Origin of the sequence: Peribacillus simplex (genome assembly GCF_001542915.1) — a bacterium.
In the GTDB taxonomy this organism is placed as follows: Bacteria; Bacillota; Bacilli; order Bacillales; family DSM-1321; genus Peribacillus; species Peribacillus simplex_B.
Genome location: NZ_LNNH01000023.1, coordinates 141,719 through 150,925 on the forward strand (window position 1 = coordinate 141,719; position 9,207 = coordinate 150,925).

Below are 9,207 nucleotides of genomic sequence, written 5' to 3' on the forward strand. Positions count from 1 at the left end.
ATTTTCCCCGTCCTTTCAAGGTTTTTGCCTGGGCTGTTTCTTATCCCTTTAATCAGGAAGAGGGTGTTCCCAATTTGCATTGGGAGCACCCTCAGCCGGCCCGGCCTATTTCTCGTTTATCCACGATTCCAGCAGTGCATTGGCATCTGCATTCAGGTTCTCCTTCACATCATCATCAATATGCTTATCATTTTCCTTTTTGTTCAGTTGTTTCAGGAAATTTTTCATATTCTTGACTGCTTGCTCGTCATGTCCCCTATCGTGTTCTTTTTTGGCTTGATCTAGATGCTTGCTTAATTGGCCTGCCAATCGATTATCGATTGAACCATCATCTGCATACCCATCAACAAGTTTTTCAATGGATTCGATGCTCGTTTTCACCACTATCTTCAAAGCGTTCGAGTTAACGGTATACCCATTCAAGCTAACCTTGACATAGAGGATCGCCTTTCCGGGATCTTGGGCAGTGATGACTCCCTTCCTTATCGATATGATTTTCTTGTTGCTGCTCACGTACTTGATAGTGGCTTCGCTCAAATCAGCCGCTTTCCCATCGCTATATCTCCCGCTGATCTTTAAGTCTGCCATCTTGTCCCGGTACAGTTTTCCCTTATTTGCCTCCAGGGTGATTGAGTCTAACCCGACAACCTTCACCTTATACGTATCCGTTATTTGTGGGTTACCCGCCAATGTGGCTTTTACGACCACAGTCCCCTTTTCCTTGGCCGTTATAAGCCCTGTTTTGGATACACTAGCGACTTCTTTCCCTTTTTCGACCGACCAAATTACTGACTTATCCGTCGCATCATCCGGCAGAATTTTTGCTGATAATTGAAGTGTTCCTCCTTTTACGGCTATTTTTTTTGCTCCGTCCTTCCCGATGATTTCCAATGAAGTTGCAGCCGAAGGTTTTTGTACAGTTACTACGCTCGAAACTTCCTGATCATCAATGATTGCTTTAATGGTAGCTTTCCCTACTGCTTTCCCAGTTACCATCCCTATCGAATTCACCACTGCAACATCTGTATCACTGGAGTTCCATTTGATTGTACTTGTATGATTCGCTGGCTTTACCGCAGCATGGAATTGATAGGTTTCTCCTACATTCACGGTTTTCTCCGGTTCCACAGTCACACTTGTCACAGGCACCGTCGGGACGACCGGATTTGGCACATCCGCCTTATACATCGATAAATTATCCATATTCACATTGCCGATGCTGCCATTATCGATCCGGTAACTGATTACGTTTTTACCCGCCTTTAAACTTAGACGTTCCGAACCTGTAAACCATTCCTCCCAGCTGATTGCCGTTTTATCTGGTGTAATGGTTTTAACTTGGATACCATTTACATATACGTTGACCTTTGCTCTTGCAGGCAATTGCGTCCTCGGTCTATCTGTCGATTCCCCATCCACCTGTATGCCATAGGCATATCTCACGCCAACGATATAATCACCGGCTTCTTCTGCGTTTACAACGAAACTTGCTTCAGCACCCGCTTTTTTCGGCAAGTTGATATAACCTGTTCCTTGATAATTGGCCTGGCTATTTTCTTTTTTAATATCACCATAGTGAATCCCATCCTCCGCTTGATACATGGCTCCTCGCCCTAAATCACCGGAGGGAAGCTTTTGCCACTCGAATGGAGAAACAGGTTGGCCAAAATTCGGTGTTCCATCTTCATTCCAATTGAATTTCTTAATATTCACTTGGCGCCATCCGTTAACTCCAGTATCTTTATATACGCGTGAATGATAGATCATCCAATCTTCCAAACCATCTGCGGACTTCACGAAGGCTGCCCGGCCAGGGCCCGATACATCACTGGTGGAAACGAAAACATCATTCGTCCGTGTCCAGGAATCCGGGTTTAAGATATCCCCATCTGTATTCGTGAAATAAGATAAACGATAATCATTTCCGGCAAAGTTGCCTTCCGACATGGTAATAAATACTTTTCCATCCTTTTGCAATACACGAGGACCTTCGCCGCCGCCACCCGGTAAAAAGGAGCGATCTGCCGTAATCGTATACGGATTATCCATTGGCACGATGGCCGGCCCGATTGGTTCACCGGAACCCAAGGTGCCCCATACAGCATATAGCTGGCCATTATAGTCGAACACCGTTAAGTCATTTGCTTGTTTATACTTTCCATTCTCACCTAGATATAAAGCACCCTTATCGACATACTCTCCTTGTGGATCATCCGTGACCGATTCCAAAACCGTCCCCATATGCTGGTAATCATATTCTTTCAGGTCGGCACAATAATATATATACCATTTGCCATCAAAAAAGAAGATTTCAGGGGCAAAAATGCGTGTTTGTGTTCCCTGGGAATCGAAGACCATCACCTTTTCCCCTTGATCAGTCAGGGTACGTGATTTCGATACATACACTTTATTGTTAGAGTCCAAGTTACTCGATGATACAAAGTAATAAAATCCATCCTTATACGTTACGAACGGGTCCTGTCCTTGATATAATGGGTTGTTGAATTTGTCTGAAACGGAAGAGCTTGTGACGCCCATATCTTTCATGAAATCAGAACGGGCAACCGATACGGCCTTAGTTTCCTCCATCAGTAATCCTGCCTTATCCCGATCGCTGACCCCTTGATCATCTATGGTGTCAAGCAGCTCCTTTGCCTTTTTTTTAGTATCCAGCAGACTGGTTAACCTGCTTTCGTTCACTTCGTCGGAAAAATTACCCAACAAGTAATCCACCTTTTGAATTTCTGCAGTCAGCTCACCTTTTTTCGTTGCAATGACTTTCCCTATTGGCATGAACAGTGCAGATTCTGGAATGACTTCCTTCACCTGACTTGCACTTTCCCACTTCATACGAAGCCAGGAACCGCCCCAGCCTTGTAAATACTCCACCTTGATATCATAATGTTTCCCTGCTTCCAAGGATATTGGCGTACTGACTTGTTCTTTATCCCATTCCTGCTTCCAAAAGTCGATAATCAATTTTCCGTTGACCCACAGCCTGAAACCATCATCACCTTCCATAGAGAAGGTATAGTCCTCGGTATATTGCGGTACGATGGTACCTGTAAACCGGGCAGTATTGAAATCTGGTGTTCCTGAAAACTCATTAAAAATGTCGATGAACGAATCACCATTTAAGTTTGCGACTGGCCTTTCCCCTCGTTTATCATCGAACTTGAATACACTGATATCATTTCGATCATCAGGATTTTTTTCGACTTTAAAAAATTCACCCAGCAATCCGTGACCATCAATGGTTGGATCTGCAGCACGAACATCCATAGCTATGTTATTGGTGCCTGCAAAAAGGATGACTGCCAAGAGTATTCCTAATACCCTTTTCATAATGCTCCCCCCTATTCTCCCCTTCATTTTCATCCGCCAAAATGGATGTTGGCAGCCTTGATTTCTATGAATCCGAGGCTCTCCATGTCCTTCATTTCCGTTTTTGACAAAAGTAATCCCGCAAAACAAGCACTTACCCGTCCTATTTAATCCCCCCCGTCTTTTTACCCGATATATCCCGTTAAGATATCTGACTTTCTCCATCATACAAATAATAAAAAAAATTGTATTTATAATAAAACATTCATTTTTGTAATTTTCAGTTTTACCTCCTTTTCTTATCGAACGTCATGAACAAACAGGAAATATACGGATATTGCCATTCATCATCGCGATAATAATTTACAGTACTATCTTACAAACCCTTCCAATACGATGTAAGATAATGTTAAAGCAATCTATCCATGGATTTTAGAGGAGTGGACAAAATGACCTTTTTTTATGTCATCCTTGCGGCAATTTTTGCTGTGCTTCTGGTCAATTTCGTAAAACGGCAAAGTCGACCAGCAAAATTGGCACGCTATCAAAAAGAGTTCCGGCAGTTCCATAAGCGAACTTTGGATGTAGACACATCCGAAATAGTGGCCGATGCATTACAGGAAAGGCTTAACAAGGCACTGGATGTTGCCTATATGGAGCTGGTCAATACCGAATACAGACTGAAGCATCCCCGGGATCCGCAGGAAAAGGTCAACCAAGCATGGCGTGAACTGAAGCGCTTTTTGATTATGGCCGCCGTATTTGGTAAGGTTGAAATGTTTAATTCGGACATCGATAAGCTTTGGCATATCATGCTGGACCATAAACAAGAGTATGATCAGTTTTGCCAAGCTTTCATCGGCATGGGCATTTTGCATCACCCCCACTTTCAGCCCGTTTTCAAGCCAGAGGAACGGACTCTTTTTGATTTTTTCTATGTACAGCTGTTTACGGTGGATTCCATTTCGATTTCAACATGGGGCAAGTTCTTCAAACACGATAAAGGGCAGTCGTTTCTTCGCGATTTTGAAACGATGGAGCTCGAGCAACTAAAAGCGAAATATATGCGAAAACCGACAAGTAAACAAGCGGAAATGACCTTTGAACATTTCACCTCCCAATTCAAAGTGAATCGCCCCCTGACAGAAAGGAATGGGCGGAAAATCTACAATCAGACGGACTACGCCGCTCCTGCCTATTTCACGTATGCCAGTACGGATGATTTCGATCACGATTTTAAAGACATTTTCGGGAATTCGGAAACTTCCTCCGCTCACTCCGGTCACAGTTGGGACCATGGTGGCAGCCATGACAGCCATTCCGATTCATCTTCCAGCTGCTCCTCATGCAGCTCCTGCTCGTCTTAAGCTCAAAAAGGTCCATTTTTAATTAATGTGTTGCAAGCGAATTTAGATCAGTGGGAAGTGGAGATTTATGATTGGCAAAAGATGAACAAAACGGAAGAAGATGAGAAGCGCGTTTGGCATCTTGCTTAGAATGATAGACCAAGTGAAACACCCCACGAATGCACACGCCGAGAAGGCTCACGGACGTCCTCTGGAAAGTTTATTGCCTGCAGTGGAAAGGAACGGACAAAGTACAAAACATCCAAAATATTGTCCAAAACAAAAAGGCTTGGAATACCAAAGCCTTTTTGTTTTGCCACTTTTCTTCATTAATTCCAGCGGTTGAACCAATTCTTGATTCTTTGTTTATTTTTTTCAAGCACTTCCTTCGATGTCCGGTTGTCTTTTTGCTTTTTCCATTCGAAGAAGGAGGCTATTCCGATAAGGAGGACTCCGCCAATGATTAAATACAACCACCATGGCATCTCGCTCCACATCGAAGTAGTATTGCTATAAATATTGAATAAAATGGTGCCCGTTCCGGCAATGAAATACGATTTGTATTTCATCATGAAGCCAATCAGCATCGCTGCCAATGATACCGTTCCGATAATGAGCGCATCATATAAAGTGTTGCTCGCCATCGCATCCAGAATCAAGTCTAAAAATAAGAGTAAGACAATCGCACTCTCGATATATTGTGTGGTTTTGCCTTTAACGAAAATTTTCCTCAGCAGGATGGTACTGATGATGAAGAGCGGCAAAATATCTGCCTCTTCTTCAAGGACGGCAGGTATCGTGAATTGGTTGATGATGACCCAATACGGATAAAGGCTGGACAATATCGCTGCAGCCAAAAGAACGTTCCTTTCCATGATTCCAGTCGTCATGCTTCTTATCAGGATGAAATAAATCGGAATTAGAATGGCTGCCATGATTTCCAAAATGAACCGTTCCCGTTCCCCCGTCAAAACATCCACATTCATGGCAAGGAGGAATAACAGGCCATAGATCCGATAAAAATCCAATTGAAATCCTGCTCCGTCTTTATTCAGCAAGCTCTTGAAATACTTCCGGCTAAGTATCACCATGAAAGCCGTACAAGCAAAAAGGACGGTTATCCCAACAAAGGGCTGTAACGAACCCGCATATTGGATGATGGACCAATATGGATACAAACCAAGAATGCCCGTCAGCCAAAAATGGATGAACCTTTCTCTTTTATCCCTTGTGAACCGTCCCATCAGGATGACATAGCCTGGCAGAAGGAGGGAAACAAAGATCCCCAATTCCTCAAACCCTTGTACTCTCCTGAAAACTTCAAGATTCATGGCACATAGATATAACAAGCCATAGATCCGATAATAATCAATCCAGCCACTCTCTCCATCTTGTTCGACCAAGCCTTTGAAATGGCGGATGCTGGCAAGCACCATCACAGCCGTACATACCAGCAGGAAGATGAGCGTCATAACAAGGGACAATGTGTGTACATACATATTATAGAAGATAAAGGCCAGGCTTAGAGGAATCACAACATAATTGTGCCAATTCCCTTTCATGAGCAGATACCAGCCAAGCAAGAATTGTACAGTCAGCAGACCAACCCAGCCCGCTTCCCAGGCAGGCGGAAAATCGCGGAGTGCGGTTTCCAAAATGGATAGGCCCATTGTCAAAAGAACGAACGGAATAAGGTAATACCCGATGATTTTTTTCCAGCCTTCATTGGATGCAGCCCACAGAATCGTTATGACCGCAACGGTTATCATCATGGATATTGATGCGATGAACACCAATTGCTCCACATTCTTCAAAAATAAATGAACCTGTAGGAAAAGGACGGAAAAACCTAGATACGTATACACGTATTTTTCCAACTTCCCTTGTGCGAGCAAAGCACTCAAAAGATACACCAATAGCTGAGTAACAAAGAGGATTGGCATGCTTTCCGTTTGGGTGATGAGAAAATAGCCAACGGGAATCGCAACTAAGTTGACCAGATGGCTCACGTAAACGAAGTACAGTCTCCCATTTTTCGAATATTTCCCTAACACCTCCCCTATCAGCAAAAAGATAAACGGGCCGAACAATACGAATGCAACCTTCATCGCCACAGAATTAAAATCAAACACATCGTAAAGTGATGCATATAAGCCAGCACCTGTAAGCACGACAGGCACCCAGAATATATGTTGCCGATGTATTCGGACCGACCAACTATTTATTGCAACAGCCAGGGCAATCACTCCGCTTACCTCCAATGGCTGCAGCGCATCGAAAGGAATCCACAGAAAGGCAAGGAAGGAAAGAAACTGGCCGCTATAGTAAAAAACAGGGAAGAATTCACGGAATCTCTTTTTGAACGCGTAAGCGCAAGCGATGCAAATAAGTGAGACCGTCATTAAATAGAGGCTCACCGGGATATTTGTCCGGACCCAAGCGCCACTTTCCAGCAAATATGGATAGAAAGAAACGAAAGCCAGGATGAGTGTGCTTGGAAATCCGTAAATGGCATTTTCCTTCATATGCTTGGTATCGTCTTTTATATATGTGATGAAAAAAAGTCCAGCTATCGCGGCCAAGAATAGGCTGACGGCAAGCCAATCCATTTCGCTGAATTTAATCGTAAGTGCCACTAGCATGATCATGGAAGTGATATGCACGATGCTCCTTTTGAACAGACTGTACCTTGGATGATGATTATATAAATAAAGTCCGAGATATAGCATGACCTGAAGGGCAAAAACCAGATTTAAAACGGTAGAAAAAGAGATAGGTAAGGCATAGAAAAGATATACACAAGCAAAATTGAATACCACGACAGTAGGATAGGTGAAGCGTGACTCCCTCGATCGAAGGGATACATAGGCAAGCTGTGCTGCAACGATCATGAGCGCGATGAACAGTTGCGCATAATTTTCCTGGTAGGCCATCGCGTTTAGATACAAGAAAACTATTGCACTTTCAATCAGGCTGGTGAACATGAAGGTTCTTGAAAGCTTTGTCAGCTCCCCTTTATCCAGATATTTCGCCAAAACGGTAAAAATGAGTGGTACAAGTGCCAGTGCAATCAACTTGTATTCACTTAAAAATGAGTTAAAAATAAAGTGGATATATCCGTATGTGAATAAAGCGCTAAAAGCCATTTCATGATATTTCTTTTGAAATTGGATGGCAAGTAAGAAAAACGTTGCGGAAAAGACAATCAACGCTAACGAATATGTAAGGCTGCTTGCGAATAACGTCAAAATCACGAATGCTTCCACAATGACCTTAAACTGAATGAATTGAAATATATAGGGTTTGAATAACGTTAAATATTCTTCATCATTTAATCTTCCGACATTCAATAATAGAATGAAATTAAAAATGCCAATCGCCAAAAACATCCAGTCAAGGGTGGGCGTTACAAAAGCTACACCGAAGTAGCAGGTAATCCCAAAGGTAAATAGGGAAATGAAAATGAATATTTTCGATTTAAAATAATCCGCAATCTTAACATATACCGCCAAACAGAGTAACCCGCCAAGAAACCCGAGCAATCCAGCTCCCCCGCCATGAAGGGAAAGGTACTCTCCAAAGATTCGATAATATGAAGCTGATAAAATGGTAATCGGAATGAATAGACTCGCCAGCGTCAGGAATGCAAAAGCCGTCTGTTCAATTTTCAGCTTTGAAGCAATGAAGGCCATTCCCGCAAAAATGACGGCTACCATTCCGATGAAGAAAACTTTCAGGAGCGCATTTAAATCTCCCCATGACGAAGTTGCCAATATCATTCCGCCTAAAAGAAGCAATATCACCCCTGTGAGCAGGACGATCGAAATATTCCGCTCCCTGATTTGTTCACTAGTTTTTTTCGGTTTTATCGGTTTAACAAACTCGCTTTCCAGCTTTATGTCTGGAGTATTCTCCCGTTTCAGGCCATCTTCGGAAGCGGAACTCATTTGCACCGCCTCGTGCTTCTCTTCGTGCAATAATGATTCGGACGATCCAACGGCTTCATTTAATTCCGATGAAGCCTTTTCTTCCGGCAGGCTTTCCTGAACTTCCTCGATCGGATCAGCATCCAATATCTTTTCTGTTCCTACCAGCGATTGTTCACGCTCCTGCTTGAACTGTTTTTGTTTATAAAGTGCCAGCTGGTAATATCTGTCGTAAGCCCTGCCAATCCGGATATATTCTGATTTAGGAATGAGCCGCCTTTCCCACAAAGCATCCAGCTCTTCCTGGAAAATGCGCTTCCTTTTTTCCAATGTCATCTCTTCGCTAGAAGAATCATTCATTCCAAGATTCCCCCTCCTTCACTAAGACCTTTAATCATCCTATGTATATGCTCCTTACGATAATAACAAACTTTTTCCATTTTTTAAATATTCAGGATGATACCAGTTAAAACGAACAGATAAAAAAAAAGGATGACTCCACTAGAAGTCATCCTTTCAGACTGTAGACAAACTCGATGAAAATCGAGTTTGTCTATTTTTATGGCCTGTACAATTTAGACGTTGATTTCCACTCCAGGCACTCGCTTTCC

Annotated in this window: 3 protein-coding genes; 1 reads left to right on the top strand and 2 read right to left on the bottom strand. The window is 42.9% G+C overall.

Annotation, left to right across the window (positions count from 1 at the left end; all coding sequences use genetic code 11):
- Window positions 1-105: 105 nt before the first annotated feature.
- Window positions 106-3,345, bottom strand: a complete 3,240-nt coding sequence (locus tag AS888_RS12700; RefSeq protein WP_061142510.1) for a family 43 glycosylhydrolase — start codon at window positions 3,343-3,345, stop codon at window positions 106-108.
- A gap of 428 nt (window positions 3,346-3,773) precedes the next feature.
- On the opposite strand from AS888_RS12700, the gene AS888_RS12705 reads away from it, so the two are divergent.
- Window positions 3,774-4,691 carry a glycine-rich domain-containing protein gene (locus AS888_RS12705; RefSeq protein ID WP_061142511.1) on the top strand — a complete coding sequence of 306 codons (918 nt, stop codon included), beginning with the start codon at window positions 3,774-3,776 and terminating at the stop codon, window positions 4,689-4,691.
- Window positions 4,692-4,999: 308 nt separating this feature from the next.
- Here the strand turns inward: AS888_RS12705 and AS888_RS12710 are convergent, their stop codons facing one another.
- Window positions 5,000-8,956 carry a hypothetical protein gene (locus tag AS888_RS12710; protein ID WP_061142512.1) on the bottom strand — a complete coding sequence of 1,319 codons (3,957 nt, stop codon included), beginning with the start codon at window positions 8,954-8,956 and terminating at the stop codon, window positions 5,000-5,002.
- Window positions 8,957-9,207 lie beyond the last annotated feature (251 nt).